At 58.6% G+C, this 19,982-nt stretch carries 11 protein-coding genes, 1 tRNA gene, 1 rRNA gene and 1 riboswitch; of the genes, 9 read left to right on the top strand and 4 right to left on the bottom strand.

Going from position 1 to position 19,982, the window contains the following annotated elements:
- Positions 1-84: 84 nt before the first annotated feature.
- The 6 genes from CYR32_RS16070 to aceK all read left to right on the top strand — a co-directional run bounded on the left by CYR32_RS16070 (position 85) and on the right by aceK (position 6,649).
- A tRNA-Thr gene (locus CYR32_RS16070) sits at positions 85-160 on the top strand.
- A gap of 38 nt (positions 161-198) precedes the next feature.
- A 5S ribosomal RNA gene (gene rrf, locus CYR32_RS16065) occupies positions 199-314 on the top strand.
- Between the two features lie 315 nt (positions 315-629).
- Entirely contained in the window at positions 630-1,559 is a 930-nt protein-coding gene (metA, locus tag CYR32_RS16060; RefSeq protein ID WP_101826167.1) for a homoserine O-acetyltransferase MetA, read from the top strand.
- Positions 1,560-1,917: 358 nt separating this feature from the next.
- A complete protein-coding gene (gene aceB, locus CYR32_RS16055) occupies positions 1,918-3,519 on the top strand; it encodes a malate synthase A (RefSeq protein WP_101826173.1) in 1,602 nt (533 codons plus the stop codon).
- Between the two features lie 36 nt (positions 3,520-3,555).
- Positions 3,556-4,860 carry an isocitrate lyase gene (gene aceA, locus CYR32_RS16050; protein ID WP_175578826.1) on the top strand — a complete coding sequence of 435 codons (1,305 nt, stop codon included), beginning with the start codon at positions 3,556-3,558 and terminating at the stop codon, positions 4,858-4,860.
- A 52-nt stretch (positions 4,861-4,912) separates the two neighbouring features.
- Positions 4,913-6,649, top strand: coding sequence for a bifunctional isocitrate dehydrogenase kinase/phosphatase (gene aceK, locus CYR32_RS16045; RefSeq protein ID WP_101826172.1), 1,737 nt, complete (start codon positions 4,913-4,915; stop codon positions 6,647-6,649).
- Here aceK and iclR read toward each other — a convergent pair.
- Complete coding sequence (gene iclR, locus CYR32_RS16040) at positions 6,628-7,461, bottom strand: glyoxylate bypass operon transcriptional repressor IclR (RefSeq protein WP_101826165.1); 834 nt, start codon at positions 7,459-7,461, stop codon at positions 6,628-6,630. The two genes, aceK and iclR, sit on opposite strands and share 22 nt — an antisense overlap.
- 258 nt (positions 7,462-7,719) lie before the next feature.
- On the opposite strand from iclR, the gene metH reads away from it, so the two are divergent.
- Positions 7,720-11,403: a methionine synthase gene (metH, locus tag CYR32_RS16035; protein WP_101826171.1), complete on the top strand. Its 3,684-nt coding sequence runs from the start codon at positions 7,720-7,722 to the stop codon at positions 11,401-11,403.
- Between the two features lie 44 nt (positions 11,404-11,447).
- Here the strand turns inward: metH and CYR32_RS16030 are convergent, their stop codons facing one another.
- Entirely contained in the window at positions 11,448-12,338 is an 891-nt protein-coding gene (locus tag CYR32_RS16030) for a beta-1,6-N-acetylglucosaminyltransferase (protein ID WP_101826164.1), read from the bottom strand.
- Between the two features lie 495 nt (positions 12,339-12,833).
- On the opposite strand from CYR32_RS16030, the gene CYR32_RS16025 reads away from it, so the two are divergent.
- A complete protein-coding gene (locus CYR32_RS16025) occupies positions 12,834-14,480 on the top strand; it encodes a Na/Pi cotransporter family protein (RefSeq protein ID WP_101826163.1) in 1,647 nt (548 codons plus the stop codon).
- Positions 14,481-14,555: 75 nt separating this feature from the next.
- Here the strand turns inward: CYR32_RS16025 and panS are convergent, their stop codons facing one another.
- Positions 14,556-15,503 (bottom strand): ketopantoate/pantoate/pantothenate transporter PanS, encoded by a 948-nt coding sequence (gene panS / locus CYR32_RS16020; RefSeq protein ID WP_101826162.1) that lies wholly within the window; start codon positions 15,501-15,503, stop codon positions 14,556-14,558.
- Between the two features lie 140 nt (positions 15,504-15,643).
- Positions 15,644-17,026, bottom strand: coding sequence for a lysine-sensitive aspartokinase 3 (lysC, locus tag CYR32_RS16015; protein ID WP_101826161.1), 1,383 nt, complete (start codon positions 17,024-17,026; stop codon positions 15,644-15,646).
- Positions 17,027-17,132: 106 nt separating this feature from the next.
- A riboswitch (Lysine riboswitch) is annotated at positions 17,133-17,325 on the bottom strand.
- Positions 17,326-17,639: 314 nt separating this feature from the next.
- Between lysC and pgi the strand changes: the two genes are divergently transcribed.
- On the top strand, positions 17,640-19,286 hold the full coding sequence (pgi, locus tag CYR32_RS16010) for a glucose-6-phosphate isomerase (protein ID WP_101826160.1): 1,647 nt from the start codon (positions 17,640-17,642) through the stop codon (positions 19,284-19,286).
- The last annotated feature ends 696 nt before the right edge of the window (positions 19,287-19,982 follow it).

Genomic DNA, 19,982 nt, shown 5'->3' with positions numbered 1-19,982 from the left:
CAGAAGTGAAACGCCGTAGCGCCGATGGTAGTGTGGGGTCTCCCCATGCGAGAGTAGGGAACTGCCAGGCATCAAATTAAGTGTGCTGATATGGCTCAGTTGGTAGAGCGCACCCTTGGTAAGGGTGAGGTCCCCAGTTCGACTCTGGGTATCAGCACCAGTTTTTAAGCGGTTAGAGTTCGGCAAATAAAGAATTTGCCTGGCGGCACTAGCGCGGTGGTCCCACCTGACCCCATGCCGAACTCAGAAGTGAAACGCCGTAGCGCCGATGGTAGTGTGGGGTCTCCCCATGCGAGAGTAGGGAACTGCCAGGCATCAAACAGAGATGAAGCCTCATACGAAAGTATGAGGCTTTTTCTTTTGTTATAACGGCTAAACTGCCTCGCCTTGTCGACATTTCTTCTCTTCACTTTCCCTTTTTACATCCCAAACTTCCCTTTTCTGTTCTCTTTTTGCTCATTTAAAGGCGTATTTACGCTCATCTGCAGGGGTTAAACGCGTTCCCTTATGCACCAGGCAGTGAAACATTTTCATCTATTGCATGAAGACTCGACAATCTGGGCAGAAACCGCTATCTTCGGGCATCTAGAAGTCTAAACGTTTAAACGTATGCTGTGAGGATAAAAGTTATGCCGATTCGGGTTCCGGATGAGTTGCCAGCCGTGAATTTTTTGCGTGAAGAGAACGTTTTTGTAATGACCTCTTCCCGTGCAAAGACACAAGAGATCCGTCCTTTGAAGGTTCTGGTGCTTAATCTGATGCCGAAAAAGATCGAAACTGAGAATCAGTTTCTGCGGCTGCTTTCCAATTCGCCCCTGCAGATCGATATTCAACTCCTGCGTATTGATAGTCGTGAGTCTAAAAACACACCTGCTGAGCATCTCAATAACTTCTATTGCGACTTCGAAGATATCCAGCATGAAAACTTCGATGGCCTGATTGTGACAGGTGCGCCGCTGGGGCTGGTTGACTTCAATGATGTCGCTTACTGGCCGCAAATCGAACGTATTGTGCATTGGGCCAAAGAGCATGTGACTTCCACCTTGTTTGTTTGCTGGGCGGTGCAGGCTGCGCTGAATGTGTTGTACGGCATCCCGAAAATGACGCGTGACGTAAAGTTGTCCGGTGTTTACCAGCACCAGACGCTTCAGCCCCACGCCTTACTGACGCGTGGGTTTGATGAAACCTTCCTGGCTCCGCACTCCCGTTATGCTGATTTCCCTGCAGATGTACTCCATGCGGTGCCTGACCTGGATATCCTGGCAGAGTCAGAAGAGACAGGGCCTTACCTGTTTGCCACCAAAGATAAGCGTATGGCGTTTGTTACCGGCCATCCGGAGTATGATGCCGGGACACTGGGCGGAGAATACCTGCGGGATGTGGCTGCAGGCCTGTCACCGACACTGCCGGTCAACTATTTCCCCCAAGACAACCCCGATTTACCGCCAAAGGCGAGCTGGCGCAGCCACGGGCATCTGCTGTTCTCCAACTGGCTGAACTATTACGTTTACCAGATCACACCGTTTGATCTGCGCCAGATGAACCCGACATTAGATTAATTCCACGCCAGAACGGCAGCCCTCAGGCTGCCGTTTTTCATTTTCCTCTCCCTGATTCTGATCTCACCTGATCCCGCTTTGATCCCATGAGCATTTCCCCCCTTTTAGCATTTCTGAGGTGTACTTCTTAATTTCTTTGTATCAACTTGTCGTTTAACACGCTGGTTTGGAAGGCACTTTCCGTACGTAATAAATAAAATGGAAATCGTTTTTGATTTTTTATGAGGTTGAATTATGCTCAATATGACCGGCGTACTCTTAACCACCCTGACCAGGGATCGTCCGGTAATCACACGAACGGGTTTGCTGTCCCGGCGCGTAAGCCTTAGCAATGTCTCTGATACAGATGCAGGAGAAGGTGATGAATCAACCCACGTTAAGCCCGGATCTCAGCTTTACCCAACCGTTTCACGACAATGAACAGATCGTTCTGACAGAGCCGGCCATCCGGTTTATGACGGAACTGGTCAGCGAATTTACTTCCCAGCGGAACGAGCTGCTCAATGCACGCCAGCGCCGGCAGCAAGAAATTGATGCAGGCAAGTTACCTGATTTTGCTCCGGAAACGCTTTCCATCAGGCAGAAAGCCTGGTCAATCCGCGGCATCCCTCAGGATCTGCAAAACCGCCGGGTTGAAATTACCGGGCCGGTTGAGCGCAAAATGGTGATTAATGCCCTGAATGCTGACGTGAATGTTTTCATGGCAGACTTTGAAGACTCACTGGCCCCAAGCTGGGAAAAAGTGATCGATGGGCAGATCGCACTGCGTGATGCCGTTAATGGGACGATCTCCTATACCCATGACAACGGGAAGATCTATCAGCTGAAGCCCGAACCGGCGGTATTAATTTGCCGGGTGCGGGGGCTCCACCTGCCGGAAAGGCATGTGCAGTGGCAAGGCGAAGCCATCCCGGCCAGCCTGTTTGATTTTGCTCTCTACTTTTTTCATAACCATCAGGCATTGCTGGCAAAAGGCAGCGGGCCCTATTTTTATCTGCCAAAAATGCAGTCCTGGCAGGAAGCCGCCTGGTGGAGCCGGGTGTTCAGCGTGACGGAAGATCGCTTCTCTCTGCCGCGCGGCACCATCAAAGCCACCGTATTAATTGAGACGCTCCCGGCCGTATTCCAGATGGATGAGATTCTCTACGCCCTGCGCGATCATATTGTCGGGCTGAATTGCGGCCGGTGGGATTATATCTTCAGCTATATCAAAACATTGAAAAACCACAGCGATCGCGCCCTGCCGGACCGTCAGTCGGTTACGATGGACCAGCCCTTCCTGGACGCCTACTCAAGGCTGTTGATCAACACCTGTCACCGCCGCGGTGCCTTTGCGATGGGCGGCATGGCGGCCTTCATCCCCAGCAAAGATCCTGAGAAAAATGCCGCAGTATTGGAGAGGGTCAGGGCAGACAAAATGCGCGAAGCTGCCAATGGCCACGACGGCACCTGGATTGCCCATCCCGGCCTGGCTGACACGGTGAATGCCGTGTTCGATCAGGCATTGGGAAACCGGCCTAACCAGCTGGATGTCCTGCGCGGGCAGGATGCCCCGATCACGGCCGACGACCTGCTGGCCCCTTGCCCCGGCGAGCGCACGGAGCAGGGAATGCGCGCCAATATCCGGGTCGCAGTGCAATACATTGAAGCCTGGATCAGCGGCAATGGCTGCGTACCCATTTATGGCCTGATGGAGGATGCGGCCACGGCTGAAATTTCCCGGACGTCCATCTGGCAGTGGATTCACCACCAGAAAAGCCTGAGTGATGGTCGTGTCGTCACTAAAGCCCTGTTCCGGCAGATGCTGGCCGAGGAGTTGCACACGATTCAACAGGAAGTGGGAGAGCAACGCTTCAGCCACGGCCGTTTTACCGAAGCCGCGAACCTGATGGAGCAGATCACTACCCAGGATGAACTCATCGATTTCCTGACCCTGCCCGGTTATGCCTTGCTGGCCTGAACCCCCACGCCCATTGATATAAGGATCGCTGCTATGATTCTCTCCCGTCACCAACAGATCGATGCACTTGAACAACAGTGGAAAGCGCCACGCTGGCACGGCATCACCCGCCCTTATCGGGCTGAAGAGGTTATTGCCCTGCGGGGCTCCGTCAACCCGGCCTGCACGCTGGCGCAACTGGGTGCCGAAAAGTTATGGAAGCTGCTGCATGGCGAAGCACGCAAAGGCTATGTCAATTGTCTGGGCGCGCTGACCGGCGGGCAGGCGCTGCAACAGGCCAAAGCCGGGCTTGAGGCGATCTACCTCTCCGGGTGGCAGGTTGCGGCAGACGCCAACAGCGCCTCCGCCATGTATCCTGACCAGTCACTCTATCCGGTGGATTCTGTTCCGGCCGTGGTAAAACGCATCAATAACACGTTCCGCCGTGCGGATCAGATTCAGTGGGCAAAGGGCATCGGGCCGGGGGACCAGGGCTACACCGACTATTTCCTGCCGATTGTGGCCGATGCCGAGGCGGGGTTCGGCGGGGTGTTGAACGCGTTTGAGCTGATGAAAGCGATGATTGAAGCCGGAGCCGCGGCGGTACATTTTGAGGACCAGCTCGCCGCGGTGAAGAAGTGCGGCCACATGGGCGGAAAAGTGCTGGTGCCGACCCGGGAAGCCGTGCAGAAACTGGTGGCGGCGCGGCTGGCGGCCGATGTGCTGGGGGTGCCGACGCTGTTGGTGGCCCGCACTGACGCCGATGCTGCCGATCTGCTGACCTCTGATTGCGACCCTGAAGACAGCCGGTTCCTGACGGGGAAACGCACGCCGGAGGGCTTCTTCTGTACCCATGCCGGTATCGAACAGGCGATCAGCCGTGGGCTGGCCTATGCGCCCTACGCCGATCTGGTATGGTGCGAAACCTCTACGCCGGATCTGGCCGCTGCCCGTAAATTTGCCGACGCCATCCACGCCCGTTTCCCCGGCAAGCTGCTGGCATACAACTGCTCCCCGTCGTTCAACTGGAAGAAAAACCTGGATGACGCCACCATCGCCCGCTTTCAGGATGCGCTGGCAGAGATGGGGTATGTCTATCAGTTCATCACCCTGGCGGGTATCCACAGCATGTGGTTCAACATGTTCGACCTGGCCCATGCCTACGCGCAGGGAGAGGGCATGAAGCATTACGTGGATAAAGTGCAGCAGCCGGAGTTTGAGGCCGGTGCACGGGGCTACACTTTTGCCGCCCATCAGCAGGAGGTCGGCACCGGCTATTTTGACAAGGTCACGACGGTGATTCAGGGCGGCAGCTCCTCTGTGACGGCGCTGACCGGTTCTACGGAAGAGCAGCAATTCTGAGGCGCAGCGGGGCGGGCAACCGCGCCGCTTGCCGGGCAGCGAGGGCAGCGCGATGGAAACATTGATTGCACAGACCATTCTTCAGGGGTTTGATGCCCAGTATGGCCGTTTTCTGGAGATAACCGCCGGCGCGCAGCAGCGTTTCGAAAAGGCAGACTGGCCCGCCGTACAGCAGGCGATGAAGCAGCGCATCCATCTCTATGACCATCACGTCGGCCTGGTCGTCGCGCAGCTGACGTGCATCGCCGGGCCGCGCGTCCACGATGCGGCATTTATCAGCCGGATTAAAACCCTCTATACCGGGCTGTTACCGGACTACCCGCGTTATGAGATCGCAGAAAGCTTCTTTAACTCCGTTTACTGCCGCCTTTTCCAGCACCGGGGGCTGACGCCGGATAAGCTGTTTATCTTCAGTTCGCAGCCCCCGGCGCAGTTTCACCCTCTTCCCAGGCCGCTTGACCGGCATATCAGGCCGGAGCGGGGCATCGCGGGGATGCTGCACAGGCTGCTCAGCGACCTGCCGCTGCGCCTGTTATGGGAAGATCTGCCGCGGGATGTGCAGGCGATTGAACAGGTCATAGTGCGCCAGTTTGGTGCCCCGGCGCTGGCAGATGCGCGGTTTGAGATTGCCAACGAGCTGTTTTACCGCAACAAAGCGGCGTGGCTGGTGGGCAAGATCAGAATGGCAAATCGCGTTACGCCCTTTCTGTTACCCATTCACCGCAGCGGCGCGGGGCGGCTGTTTGTTGATACCTGCCTGACGGGGGAGGATGACGCCAGCATCGTGTTTGGTTTTGCCCGCGCCTATTTTATGGTGTACGCCCCGTTCCCGGCGGCGCTGGTGGCGTGGCTGCATGAGATTCTGCCAGGCAAAAGCACGGCGGAGCTTTACACGGCAATCGGCTGCCAGAAGCATGGCAAAACCGAATACTACCGCGAATACCTGGCGTTTATGGCCCGGCATAATGAGCCGTTCATCATCGCCCCCGGCGTGCCGGGTATGGTGATGCTGGTGTTCACGCTGCCCTCGTTTGACCGGGTATTCAAAGTGATTAAGGATCGGTTTGCGCCGCCTAAAGAGGTAAGCGCGGCACGGGTTCGCGCCTGTTACCAGTTGGTAAAGGAACATGACCGGGTCGGCCGCATGGCTGACACCCAGGAGTATGAAAACTTTGTGATCGACAAGGCCGCTGTTTCCCCGGCGCTGCTGGCTGCACTCCGGCATGAGGTGCCGGAGAAGCTGGAAGATCTGGGGGATCAGCTGCTGATCCGCCATCTGTATATGGAGCGGCGCATGACGCCGCTGAACCTCTACCTGGCGCAGGCGGATGAAGCAGAGCAACGGAACGCCATTGAGGAGTATGGCAACGCCATCAAGCAGTTGGCTGCGGCCAATATCTTCCCCGGCGATATGCTGTTCAAGAATTTCGGCGTCACCCGCCACGCGCGCGTGGTGTTTTATGACTATGACGAAATCTGCTACATGACGGAGGTTAATTTCCGCGACATCCCCGCAGCACGCTATCCGGAGGAGGAGCTGGCGGCGGAGCCGTGGTACAGCGTCGCGCCTAATGATGTCTTCCCGGAGGAGTTCCGCCACTTCCTCTGCAGCGATAGCCGCACCCGGGCGCTGTTTGAGGAGCTGCACGCTGAGCTGTTCAGCGCCGCATACTGGCGCGCCCTGCAACAGCGGATCCGCAGCGGCCACAGTGAGGATGTGTTCGCTTATCCCCGCAGCCGGCGCTTCAGCCAGCGGCCCGCGGAGGATTACCCGCGCATGCCGCCATAGGCCTGCGTCACCTCTTTGGCGGCATGGATCACCAGCGCACCCAGTTCCGTCACGCGCTCATCTGTAATACGGGACACCGGCCCGGAGATAGAGATCGCGGCGTGAGCGTCATGGTGCTCGTCAAAAATGCAGGCTGCCACACAGCGCAGGCCGAGCGCATGTTCCTCATCATCGAAGGCGTAGCCGCGCTTGCGGGTCTCTGCCAGTGCCTGCCGCAAGTTGGCCGGCGCGGTCAGGGTGCGCGGCGTATAGCTGTGCAAACCGGTTTTATGCAGCAGTGCCACCACGCGCTCTTCGGGCAGGGTCGACAGAAACGCTTTACCCGCGCCGGAAGCGTGCAGCGGCAGTTTGCCGCCAATCGGCGCGGACATGCGCATCAGCGCGTTGCACTGCACCTGATCGATGATAATGACCTGCGAATCGCTGTGATCGAACACGGCCAGGTTCACCGTCTCACCGGACTCCTCCATCAGCGAGCGCAGCACCGGGTGCACCATCGCCAGCAGGTTGCGGCTCTGCAAAAAACTGCTGCCGACCACAAAGGCGTGCGTACCGATGGTCCATAACCCCAGGTCGCCTACCTGCCGCACAAAGCCTTGCTGCTGCATGGTGGTCAACAGGCGGTGGGTGGTGGAGTTCGGCAGCCCCGCCTGCTGGGCGAGGTCAGTCAGCGCCACACTGCCGTGTGAGGCGGCAATATATTCCAGCAGTGTCAGCCCACGGGTCAGTGACTGTACCTGGCCGGTGGCCGCCGGGGTAGAAGCCGCAGTGCGGGGCTTTTTGCCGCGTTTAGCAGGGGGTGACGTCACCATGGCGAAATCCTTTATCAAGAGGGCGAAAGGGAAAACATGGAAGTTATTTTCATTTCATCAGTATGGCGGACAAGCCTCCGCTTTGCTCATCCGATGAGTCAGCGGCTATGGCTGAAAAAGTCTCAGTATGGCGGGTGATGGCGGCAGAAAAACTTGTGTTAGGATGGCGGTTGTCTGATTTTTCAGCACGCCGTCAGGTGCGCCATCGCATACAGGTTCCGGGCCGGCCGTCCGGTGAAAGGTGAGGTTGAGGTTACAGTGACACATCGAACAGAAGCGCTGCGCGCGCAGCTTGCCCAACGTATTTTGGTGCTGGATGGCGGTATGGGCACCATGATCCAGAGTTACCGGCTGGAAGAGGCGGATTACCGGGGCGAACGGTTTGCCGGCTGGCAAAGTGACCTGAAAGGAAATAATGACCTGCTGGTGCTGACGCGGCCGGAGGTGATCACCGCCATCCATTACGGCTACCTGGAGGCCGGGGCGGATATTCTCGAAACCAATACCTTCAACGCCACCCCCATCGCGATGGCTGATTACCATATGGCGTCCTTCTCCGCGGAAATTAACTACGAAGCGGCCCGGCTAGCGCGGATCTGCGCTGACGAGTGGACGGCGCGCACCCTGGAGAAGCCGCGTTACGTGGCCGGGGTGCTTGGCCCCACCAACCGTACCGCCTCCATTTCGCCCGACGTCAACGACCCCGCCTTCCGTAACATCACGTTTGACCAGCTGGTGGCCGCTTACCGGGAATCCACCCGCGCGCTGATCGAAGGCGGTGTCGATCTGATCATGATTGAAACCGTATTCGACACCCTGAATGCCAAAGCCGCCACCTTTGCGGTGGAGAGTGAGTTTGAGGCGCTGGGGGTAGAGCTGCCGGTGATGATCTCCGGCACCATCACCGATGCCTCCGGCCGCACGCTGTCGGGCCAGACCACTGAAGCCTTCTATAACTCGCTGCGCCATGTGCGGCCGCTCTCTTTTGGCCTCAACTGTGCGCTGGGGCCGGGCGAACTGCGCCAGTATGTGCAGGAGCTGTCGCGCATGGCCGAATGCTACGTGACCGCCCACCCCAACGCCGGGCTGCCGAACGCCTTTGGCGAATACGATCTGGATGCCGGGGAGATGGCCGCGCAGATTGGCGAATGGGCCCGGTCAGGGTTCCTGAATATTGTCGGCGGCTGTTGCGGCACCACGCCACAGCACATCGCCGCCATTGCCCGCGCGGTGGAGGGCGTCACCCCGCGCCCGTTGCCGGTGATTCCGGTGGCCTGCCGCCTGGCCGGGCTGGAGCCGCTGACCATTGATGCCAACACCCTGTTTGTGAACGTCGGCGAGCGCACCAACGTCACCGGTTCGGCGCGTTTCAAGCGGCTGATCAAAGAGGAGAAATATGCTGAGGCGCTGGACGTGGCGCGCCAGCAGGTCGAGAGCGGCGCGCAGATCATCGACATCAATATGGATGAAGGCATGCTGGACGCCGAAGCGGCGATGGTGCGTTTCCTCAACCTGATCGCCGGTGAGCCGGACATCGCCCGCGTGCCGATCATGATCGACTCCTCCAAATGGGAGGTGATTGAGAAAGGGCTGAAGTGTATTCAGGGCAAAGGCATCGTTAACTCCATCTCGATGAAAGAGGGCGAGGCGGCCTTTATCCACCACGCGAAATTGGTGCGGCGCTACGGCGCGGCAGTGGTGGTGATGGCGTTTGATGAAGAGGGCCAGGCAGACACCCGCGCGCGCAAAATTGAAATCTGCCGCCGCGCCTACCAGATCCTGACTGAACAGGTCGGTTTCCCGCCGGAAGACATCATCTTCGACCCGAACATCTTCGCCGTCGCCACCGGCATCGAGGAGCACAACAACTACGCGGTGGACTTCATCGGTGCGTGCAGTGACATCAAAGCCGAATTGCCGCACGCGCTGATCTCCGGCGGCGTCTCTAACGTCTCTTTCTCGTTCCGCGGCAATGACCCGGTACGCGAGGCAATCCACGCCGTTTTCCTCTACCACGCCATCCGCAACGGCATGGACATGGGGATCGTGAACGCCGGGCAGTTGGCGATCTATGACGATTTGCCGGCTGAATTACGGGATGCGGTGGAAGATGTGGTGCTGAACCGCCGTGCCGACAGCACCGAGCGGCTGCTCGGGCTGGCGGAAAAATACCGCGGCAATAAAGGGGGCGGCGAAACAACCGGCGTGCAGGCGGAGTGGCGCGCCTGGCCGGTGAACAAGCGGCTGGAATATTCACTGGTAAAAGGCATCACTGAGTTTATTGAGCTGGATACCGAAGAGGCGCGGCAGGCGGCCGGGCGGCCAATCGAAGTGATTGAAGGCCCGCTGATGGACGGCATGAACGTGGTGGGCGACCTGTTCGGCGAGGGCAAAATGTTCCTGCCGCAGGTGGTGAAGTCCGCCCGCGTAATGAAGCAGGCGGTCGCCTATCTCGAGCCGTACATTGAGGCCAGTAAACAGAAGGGCAGCACCAACGGCAAGATCCTGCTGGCGACGGTCAAAGGGGATGTGCACGACATCGGCAAAAACATCGTCGGCGTGGTGTTGCAGTGTAATAACTATGAAATCATCGATCTGGGCGTGATGGTGCCCACCGACAAGATCCTGAAAACCGCGCGTGAGGAGAAGGTGGATATTATCGGCCTCTCAGGGCTGATTACGCCGTCGCTGGATGAGATGGTCAACGTTGCCAAAGAGATGCAGCGCCAGGGCTTTACCTTGCCGCTGCTGATTGGCGGGGCCACCACCTCAAAAGCGCATACTGCGGTGAAGATCGAGCAGAACTACAGCGGGCCGACGGTCTATGTGCAGAACGCCTCGCGCACCGTGGGCGTGGTATCGGCGCTGCTTTCTGAGTCCCAGCGTGACGGCTTCGTGGCACGTACCCGCAAAGAGTATGAGACGGTGCGCATCCAGCATGGGCGCAAAAAGCCGCGCACTCCGCCGGTGACGCTGGCGGCGGCGCGGGAGAACGCGCTGGCGCTGGACTGGGACGATTACACCCCGCCGGTGGCGCACCGCCTGGGCGTGCAGACGGTCAGCGTCGGCATTGAGACCCTGCGTAACTACATCGACTGGACGCCGTTCTTTATGACCTGGTCGCTGGCCGGCAAATATCCGCGCATCCTGGAGGATGAGGTCATCGGGGAGGAGGCAACGCGCCTGTTTGCCGATGCCAACGCCATGCTGGACAGCCTGGCCGCCAATAACGCCCTGGCGCCGCGCGGCGTGGTGGGGCTGTTCCCGGCCAACCGCATCGGGGACGACGTAGCGATCTACCGTGATGAGCGCCGCGATGAGGTGCTGCTGGTAAGCCACCACCTGCGCCAGCAAACCGAAAAGAGCGATTTCCCCAACTACTGCCTGGCGGATTTTGTCGCCCCGAAAACCAGCGGCAAGCGGGACTACCTCGGTGCCTTTGCCGTCACCGCCGGGCTGGAGGAGGACGTGCTGGCCGCGGCCTATGACGCCCGGCATGATGATTACAATAAAATCATGGTGAAAGCGCTGGCAGACCGGCTGGCAGAGGCGTTCGCTGAGTACCTGCACGAGCGGGTGCGTAAGGTGTACTGGGGTTATGCGCCGAATGAAAACCTGAGCAACGAGGCGCTGATCCGGGAGAATTACCAGGGCATCCGCCCGGCACCCGGCTACCCGGCCTGCCCCGAGCACACGGAAAAGGCGCAGATCTGGCAGTTGCTGGAGGTGGAGAAGCACACCGGCATGAAGCTCACCGAATCCTACGCCATGTGGCCGGGGGCAGCCGTTTCCGGCTGGTACTTCAGCCACCCGGAAAGCAAATACTTCGCCGTGGCCCAGATCCAGCGTGACCAGGTGGAAGATTACGCCCAACGTAAAGGGATGCCGGTAGCGGAAGCTGAGCGCTGGCTGGCACCCAATCTGGGTTACGATGCCGAGTGATCGGGGCTTGTCCACCGGCTCTTTTCCACAGAGGGGGGCCGGTCTCAGGAGACCAGTTTTTTAAACTGGTCAAACTCTGCGTCGGTTACGTTTTCCGAGACTTTCCGGGTAAAGAAATAGAACCGGCGGGTAATGGCCGCGAGATCGCGGGTGTCCAGTTTTTTGGGGTAGTGCGGGCCGCTGTGCCAGTCGATATAGCGCAGGCAGTGGCTGGTGGCCTGAGGATCCTGATAAAGGCGCAGGTCAGGTTTACATTTTAATAGCGAATGAAAGAAAATTTCATCGGCACAGAAACTGCCGTGAAATGCCCGCAGCAATTCGGGGTGGGCATCATGATACGCCACAATAAATTTCACACTCTCCGCCGTTAACGTAAACCAGTTGGTGCCTTTATAAAGCGGCGGTAACTGGTTACTCGCGATCAAAGCGGCAATCTCCCGGTTTTTAAACAGTGGGCGGCTATAAACGCAGAGTTTTCTTTTTATCCGTGTGAAGAGATCATTTTTTCTTTGGAAGAAACAGGCAGGGTAACGATATAACACACGCGGGTAAGGGTCGACATAGGTGCCGCGGCCATTTTGGTAGTGGATAAATTCCTGATGATTATTTTTCTCCAGGAATGTATTTATCTTTTCATTCGAGGCCGCCGGCACATCTTCCCCGGAGATAAAAAAGCAGTAATCAAACTCAACGCTGAGCGCCTGGCGAAGCAGCAGTAAAGTGGCCTGGATTTGTGATACATCGCCCCAATAGACAGGCAGGCGCGCCCGAAGAATATAAACGTTTCTTTTTTCCAGCGGCAGAATCTCATTAATATCAGATTTGGCATCGTAATGAATAATGAGGTGGTTGTCCGGAAATGATGAGAGGTACTCTACCGTCCAGAAAAGCGCCCGGCTGGGCTGGTGCGCAGCCACAATAAATACTTTTTGCATCACGCAACGTCCTTGTTATTAAGCCAGAATTTATGCCGCTACCATACCAACCCCGCGGTATAAAACAGTGTGCTTAATCAAAAGAGCAGCGCGTTATAAATATGATTTTTTGTTGCGTGAATGCTAAATATCATAAAATATCTTGTGATTATTTTTTATATAACAAGAGAAGCCGGATTTTTCAGGGGTTATTATTATCGCTATCCAGGCAGACTAAACGGCTGGCTGGTTTATTGTGGTCTACAATTACCATGATAAATCTTATGGAAAGCCGCACACAGCGTACCTGAAGGGATTAGGTAATAGGTTGATTGAGGATGAAAAATGCAGGCCCTGCAGCCCCTGCCTTCCCGGCAGGGGAACGCAAGGCCGAGAACTACTTTGCGATTGCCGGCCCGGGCAAGAGGCCCGCGCCGGTAATTTGGATGCCACTCTGTTCCACGCGCCGGGCAGGCGGGGTGGCCGGTTAATGCCTGGCGAAGGAGAACGTATTCCGTGTTAACCCTTCTTCACTTGCTTTCGGCCGTCTCGCTGCTGGTGTGGGGCACGCATATCGTGCGCACCGGCATCATGCGGGTATTTGGCGCCAACCTGCGCCAGATCCTCAGCAGCGGTGTGGAAAAGAAACCGCTGGCGTTTGTCTCCGGCATCGGCGTGACGGCGCTGGTGCAGAGCAGCAATGCCACGGCACTGCTGGTCACCTCTTTTGTGGCGCAGGGGCTGGTGGCGCTCTCTCCGGCGCTGGTGATCATGCTGGGGGCGGACGTCGGGACGGCACTGATGGCGCGTATCCTGACCTTCGATCTCTCCTGGCTTTCGCCGCTGCTGATCTTCGTCGGCGTGGCGCTGTTCCTCAGCCGTAAACAGATGCGCGCCGGGCAGATTGGCCGGGTCGCCATCGGGCTGGGGCTGATCCTGCTGGCGCTGGAGTTGATTGTCACCGCCGCGACGCCGATTACCCAGGCATCCGGGGTAAAAGTCCTGTTCTCCTCCCTGACCGGGGATGTGCTGCTCGATGCCCTGACCGGCGCGCTGTTCGCGATCATCAGTTACTCCAGCCTGGCGGCGGTGCTGCTGACCGCTACCCTCACCGCCACCGGCGTGATCTCCCTGAAAGTGGCGCTCTGTCTGGTGATCGGGGCCAACTTCGGCAGCGGCCTGCTGGCGATGATCAACGCCAGCAAACAGAATGCGGAAGCCCGCCGCGTGGCGCTCGGCAGCCTGCTGTTTAAGCTGATCGGCTGTGTGCTGGTGCTGCCGTTCGTGACTCCGCTGGCGGAAGCGTTTGACCGCCTGCCGGTGTCAGACGAGGAGCTGGTGATCTATTTCCACGTCTTCTACAACCTGCTCCGCTGCCTGGTGATGCTGCCGCTGACCGAGCGGATGGCGCGCCTCTGTCAGGTGCTGATTGTCGCCTCCCCGCAGGATGACCCGCGCCTCAGCCCGCGCCACCTGGACAGCAGCGCGCTGGACACCCCGACGCTCGCACTGGCCAACGCCGCGCGCGAAACGCTGCGCATGGGCGATGTGGTAGAGCATATGCTGGTGCTGCACCATGAGGTGGTGCACGGCAACCTGACGCAGGAGCGCGAGGTGAGCCGGCTGGATGATGATGTGGATGTGCTCTATACCGCCATCAAACTCTATCTGGCGCAGATGCAGAAAGAGGATCTGGGCGAATCCGATTCGCGCCGCTGGGCGGAAGTGATTGAGATGGCCCTGAACCTGGAGCAGGCGGGGGACATCATCGAACGCATGACCGGCGACGTAGCAGCGAAATCCCACGGTGCGCGCCGTGCCTTCTCCGCCGCCGGGCTGGCAGAGCTGGACGAGCTGCACAAGCGGCTGCTCGATAACCTGCGCCTCAGCATGTCGGTGTTCCTCTCCGGGGACATCACCAGCGCCCGCCGTTTGCGCCGCTCCAAACACCGCTTCCGGCTGCTGGATCGCCGTTACGCCCATGCCCACGTTGACCGGCTGCACCAGCAGAACGTGCAGAGCATTGAAACCAGTTCGCTGCACCTCGGCCTGCTGGGGGATATGAAACGCCTGAATTCGCTGTTCTGCGCGGTGGCATACAGCGTGCTGGAGCAGGAGCTGGAGGATGATGAGCGTGACGAAGAGGAGCTGGTGACGCGCTGAGTGCGGCAACTGGAAAAGAGAGGGCGCGGAAATCCGCGCCCTTTTTTATGGCTGAAAGGTTATGCCGGGAGGCTGTTATTTTCCGGCACGCACGGTGGCGGCCGGGGCCGGTTTCTCCACCGGTTTGCCCGACCAGTAACCGGCCAGCAGCGAGCCGGAGAGGTTATGCCAGACGGAGAACAGCGCGCCGGGCAGGGCAGCCAGCGGCGAGAAGTAGAGCTTGCCCAGCGTGGCCGCCAGCCCGGAGTTCTGCATCCCGACTTCCATCGCCAGCGTACGGCAGGTGGTCTCGTCGAAGCCGAACAGCTTGCCGCCCCAGTAGCCGCTCAGCAGCCCGATGCCGTTATGCAGGATCACCGCCACAATCACCACCAGCCCGACCGAGCCGATAAAGCCCTGGCTGCCCGCCACCACGGCGCTGATGATCGCCAGGATGCAGGCCATCGAAAACAGCGGCAGCACCGGCTCCAGCTTTTTCACCAGCCCGGTAAACAGGTGGTGGATCACCAGCCCGGCGAAAATCGGGATCACCACGATTTTCAGGATGCTGAGCAACATCCCCTCCACATCCACGCTGATCTGCGTATCCACGTAGAGCCGCGTCAGCAGTGGCGTGGCGAACACGCCCACCAGCGTCGAGACGGCGGAAATCGTCACCGAGAGCGCCACATCCCCTTTTGCCAGGTAGATCATCACGTTGGACGCAGTGCCGCTGGCGACGCTGCCCACCAGCACCATGCCTGCGGAAAGGTCAGGCGGCATCTGGAACAGTTTCGCCAGCACCCAGGCGGCCAGCGGCATCACCAGATAGTGCAGGAAGGTGGCGGCGGCCACCGGGGCGGGGCGCGACAGCACCCGTTTGAAGTCAGCAAACTCCAGCGTCACTCCCATGCCGAACATGATCAGCATCAGCAGCGTGCTGACATAGGGGCCGATGGGGGTAAACGTACCGGGGGTGTAATAGGCGGCGACGGAGAGCAGCACGGCCCATAACGGAAACAGGCGGGTGATTTTCGCTAACATAGGTGGTCGGTTCCTTCTTCTTGTGGGTGGGGATGTTGTGTTTTTTCTACGGTAATAATGTTCCTTGCCGGTCTTTCTCTTGAGCAGCGGGCATAAAAAAAGCCGGGCATGCGCCCGGCTCCGCCCTGCGCGCCGCGGTATTACTCGAATAGGTTGCGGTGCAGGGTCTGCACGACCTGCTCGGCGTCATCGCCGGGGACCAGGAAGCAGAGGTTATAGCTGCTGGCACCGTAACAGATCATGCGGATGCTGAACGGGTCGAGTACGCCGAACACCTCTTTGCCGACGCCGCACGCCTGCGAAAGCTTGTTGCCGATCAACGCGATCAGCGCCAGGTTCTCTTCCACTTCCACCCGGCAGAGCGAGGAGAGGTCAGTGAGCAGCGAGGTGGTCAGCAGGCTGTCGCCGGTAGAGGTCGAGCCGGTGGTGTCGAGCGTCAGCGACACGCTCACTTCCGAGGTGGTGATGAGGTCCACGGAGATGTTGTGGCGCAGCAGGATGTTAAACACTTCCGCCAGGAAACCGCGCGCGTGCAGCATGTTGAGGCTGTGCAGCGTCAGCAGCGTCTGCTTGCGGCGCAACGCCAGCGCCCGGAACAGCGGCGGGTTTTTGGTGGAGTTGCAGACCAGCGTGCCGCCGGCGGCCGGGTCTTTGCTGGAGCCGACAAACACCGGGATGTCGCTGCGCACCGCCGGCAGCAGGGTCGCCGGGTGCAGCACTTTCGCGCCGAAGGTTGCCATTTCGGCAGCTTCTTCAAAGGTGATTCTGTCGATGCGCTTGGCAGTCGGCACTACGCGCGGGTCGGTGGTGTAGATCCCCGGCACGTCCGTCCAGATGTCGACGCGCCCGGCGTGCAGCGCCTCGCCCAGCAGGGCGGCGGTGTAGTCACTGCCGCCGCGGCCGAGGGTGGTGGTGCGGCCTTTCTCTTCACTGCCGATAAAGCCCTGGGTCACTACCAGCGCCCGTTCCAGGCGCGGCCGTAACTGTTGGGTGGTCAGCTCCGCCAGCAGCGCGGTGTCCGGCTCGGCGCGGCCGAAGCGGTCGGTGGTGCGCATCACTTTACGCACGTCAAACCATTCGGCTTCAACCTGGCGCTGGCGCAAAATCTCAACAAACAACAACGTAGACATCAGTTCGCCGTGGCTGACCAGTTCGTCGGTCAGGGCCGCGGAGGTCGCCAGGCTTGCCCCCTCGGAGAGCATGGCGATGTTCTCCAGCAGGCGGTCAATCTCCTCGCGGATCACCTCAGGCTCCGTGAGTCGATCTATGATGGCGTATTGAATACGGCGGATTTCGCTGAGTTTCACGTCACGCTGCTCTTGCTCACACCCTTCCGCCAGTGCCACCAGCAGGTTGGTGATGCCGGCAGACGCGGAAAGGATAACCAGACGGTTGGCGGGGTTGGCCAGCACCACATCCGCACTGCGGTTCATGGCGTCAAAATCCGCGACGCTGGTGCCGCCGAATTTCGCCACGACCATCGGCTGATCGGCGTGATAAGAGGAGGAGACTGCTTGATTCATGGTAAACCTCGTGTCAGGTGCCATTCTTTGATGGCAAAAAATTCATAACCTTGGCACAAGGGGAGAGCGGTAGACAGGGGGCAGACGTAGGGATTAAAGCTACGATACTCCCAGAAGCGCTCCACCTTGCTGGCCGCCCGCGTTGGGCGATCCTGGTGACAACCCAGAGGATTCAGCCTCTGTAGCCGATACGGGGCATCCGTCTGCCTGCGTACCTCGGCGTCGCTCCCCCTCAAGTGCCGTCAGTGGAATACGGTTCCTCTGACACCCTGCCTGGGCGACGCGCCTCTTCTGGCTCGCACACCGTGGCGCGAGTAGAGGGCTAGGATTACCGGTTCTGGCGGCGCTGTCAACGAAAGAGCGCCCGGCTTTTCATTTTTATTCGTTACGGAGGGTAAGCCTCTCTTGTCACACTTCATAACCGATTAATAAATAATCATTAACAGATGCAGCCTATTGCAAGAAAAGGCATATCATCGAAAGCATTACAGGCTACAATCGGGCCAGGCGGTCCGTAAAGCGTATCCCAGCATGACGTGTTTGCCCGTGCGGTTCGCGCCTGCTGGGATAGGCTTTTAATCTCACTCTGTGAAACTCAACCGAGAGCATTGCGATGAAAAATATCAATCCGAGTCAAACCGCGGCCTGGCAGGCCCTGCAGCAGCATTTTGAACAGATGAAAGATGTTCAGATCAGTGACTTATTCGCCCAGGAGAGCGACCGTTTCGCCGCCTTCTCCGCCACCTTCAACGATCAGATGCTGGTGGATTACTCCAAAAACCGCATCACCAAAGAGACGCTGGAGAAGCTGCAGGCGCTGGCCAAAGAGACCGATCTTCAGGGAGCCATCAAAGCGATGTTCTCCGGTGAGAAGATTAACCGCACCGAAGACCGCGCCGTGCTGCACGTGGCACTGCGCAACCGCAGCAACACCCCGATTCTGGTCGACGGCAAAGATGTGATGCCGGAGGTCAACGCCGTGCTGGCGAAAATGAAACAGTTCTGTGACCGCGTGATCGGCGGTGACTGGAAAGGCTACACCGGCAAGCCGATCACTGACGTGGTCAACATCGGCATCGGCGGCTCTGATCTCGGCCCGTTCATGGTGACCGAAGCGCTGAAGCCGTACAAAAACCACCTCAACATGCACTTCGTTTCCAACGTTGACGGCACCCACATCGCGGAAACGCTGAAAACCCTCAGCCCGGAAACCACCCTGTTCCTGGTGGCCTCCAAAACCTTCACCACCCAGGAGACCATGACCAACGCCCACAGCGCGCGTGACTGGTTCCTGAACACGGCCGGTGACCAGCAGCACGTGGCGAAGCACTTCGCGGCGCTCTCCACCAACGCGAAAGCGGTGGGCGAGTTCGGCATCGACACCGACAACATGTTCGAATTCTGGGACTGGGTCGGCGGCCGTTACTCCCTGTGGTCAGCGATTGGCCTGTCGATTGCACTCTCCCTGGGCTTTGAGAACTTTGAGAAGCTGCTGAGCGGCGCGCACGAGATGGACAAGCACTTCGCCAACACCCCGGCGGAGCAGAACCTGCCGGTACTGCTGGCGCTGATCGGCATCTGGTACAACAACTTCTTCGGTGCCGAAACCGAAGCGATCCTGCCGTACGACCAGTACATGCACCGCTTCGCTGCCTACTTCCAGCAGGGCAACATGGAATCCAACGGCAAATACGTTGACCGCAACGGCAACCCGGTGGACTACCAGACCGGCCCGATCATCTGGGGCGAGCCGGGCACCAACGGCCAGCACGCGTTTTACCAGCTGATCCACCAGGGCACCAAAATCGTCCCATGTGACTTTATCGCCCCGGCCATCAGCCACAACCCGCTGAGCGACCACCACGCCAAGCTGCTCTCCAACTTCTTCGCCCAGACCGAAGCGCTGGCGTTCGGCAAATCGCTGGAGACGGTAGAGGAAGAGTTCGCGGCACAGGGCAAAACGCCGGACGAAGTGAAGCACGTTGCGCCGTTCAAGGTGTTTGAAGGCAACCGCCCGACCAACTCCATCCTGCTGCGTGAAATCACCCCGGAAAGCCTCGGCGCGCTGATTGCGCTCTACGAGCACAAGATCTTCACCCAGGGCGCGATCCTGAACATCTTCACCTTTGACCAGTGGGGCGTGGAGCTGGGCAAACAGCTCGCTAACCGCATCCTGCCGGAACTGGCGGGTGACGAAGAGGTCAGCAGCCACGACAGCTCCACCAATGCGCTGATCAACCGCTTCAAAGCCTGGCGTTAAGCCCTGCTGCCTGCGGTAAATCTTAACCAACGGTTAAGCATTGGCCGGAAAACAGAGAATGGCCCTGCGGGTTTTTGCCCGGCAGGGCCTTTTTAATGGCCCATTCCGGCCATTTGCCAGTAGGGTTTGTCTGAAAAAGCAGGGATTCCGCCTTCACTGAGTGTGCTTATAATTTCCTCGCGCATTATCCGTTATTTTTCCTGAGATTAGCGGAAACGGCAGATATTATTCTTTTCATAAGTCAGCTTTCCGGCGCAAAACCCTGTTTAACCCGTTTTTTAACCACTCTTTCCCACCTTGACAAACGCCGCTGAAAACGCCGCCGCGCTCCCCGGGCGAAAACCCCCGTTATAAAAAACGCCGTAAATCATTAAGTTAAGTTAAGTGATGAAAACGGCGCGCCCTAAGTGAAACTGCCCGCTGGCGAGCCATTCACGCCATCAATGATGACACCTCGTAACAGTTTATTGCATTATAAATAAGCAGCCTTCCTGCCCGCCGCACCCGACAGAGACCGGTTCTTTCCCTGAGGCAACGCGTTGATTCGCCTTGGGAGATCCTCCAGTTTCCGGAATGTATCGGCGGCCGGAACGGCGTAACAGACCAGCCATCCGGCAAACGTGCCCCGCTTTTCGCAGGGAATTCCAGCACCTGTGCTGGCGAAAGGGGCCACCGGCGTTAACCGGTATACGTTTG

The organism is Chimaeribacter coloradensis (genome assembly GCF_002858715.1).
Classification (GTDB): Bacteria; Pseudomonadota; Gammaproteobacteria; order Enterobacterales; family Enterobacteriaceae; genus Chimaeribacter; species Chimaeribacter coloradensis.
This window is presented reverse-complemented; position numbering and strand designations above follow the sequence as displayed.